We start from the raw sequence: 830 nt of genomic DNA on the forward strand, positions 1-830 counted from the left end.
ATTTTATTTTCTTATCTAGATGTGATCTTGAAAATGATCTTGATGAGGTGTTGCATCAGAAATTAGTTCATTACTTAAAGGTATCTAATGTCGTTGACTATTTGCAAAGCGCTAAACATCACAATATGGTTCTACTTGTAAGTAAACTTTCCAGATCTGATTGCCAGGAAATATATGATCAWTATAATTTTGCATGTTTAAAAGAGGTAATGAAATGAGTTTAACCCCAACACAAAATGAAATAGTAGAATTAAAAGGTAATCTTGTTGTCAGAGCCAGTGCTGGTACTGGAAAAACATTTACAATGGTCACCAAGATAGTAAAGGAAATTAAAGAAAATAAAAGCCATAAAGTTATTGGGGCAATAACATTTACTATAAAAGCAGCCCAAGAAATTAAGGACAGAATTACTATTGATGTATCGAGGCATTTTGTTGGAACTATTAATAGTTTTGCTATTGAAGAGATAATTAAGCCCTTTATCAAAGATGTATACGGGGCAGAATATAAAATTGATATGAGTACTGATTATTCAATTAAGGTAAAGCACTTTAGTGAAGGGATACAAAAAATTAGGGAAGATGCCAAAATATGCTCCTATATTGAAAGCAAAGATAATTTTATATTTGAGTTAGMTTTGAAAATAATACAAAAATCTCGTGCATGTCAGTTATATATTAAATCAAGGTACTTCAAAATATATATTGACGAATACCAGGATTGTGACAAAGATATGCATGCATTTTTTATGTTTTTATGTAATAACTTAAATATTGAAACATTTATTGTTGGTGACGAAAAACAATCCATTTATATATGGAGAGGGGCAT

1 protein-coding gene and 1 pseudogene are annotated in these 830 nt (G+C 29.7%); both read left to right on the plus strand.

The genetic code is table 11. From position 1 onward, the window contains the following. Nucleotides 1-218, plus strand: a pseudogene (locus AC1DWB_RS36365) (ATP-dependent nuclease); the annotation flags it as partial. Next, the coding region (locus AC1DWB_RS36370; protein WP_477545903.1) for a UvrD-helicase domain-containing protein at nt 215-830 on the plus strand (616 nt) is incomplete at its 3' end. The pseudogene AC1DWB_RS36365 and the gene AC1DWB_RS36370, both read left to right, overlap by 4 nt.

The sequence above is a fragment of the Paenibacillus sp. P4_E11 genome, assembly GCF_056401635.1.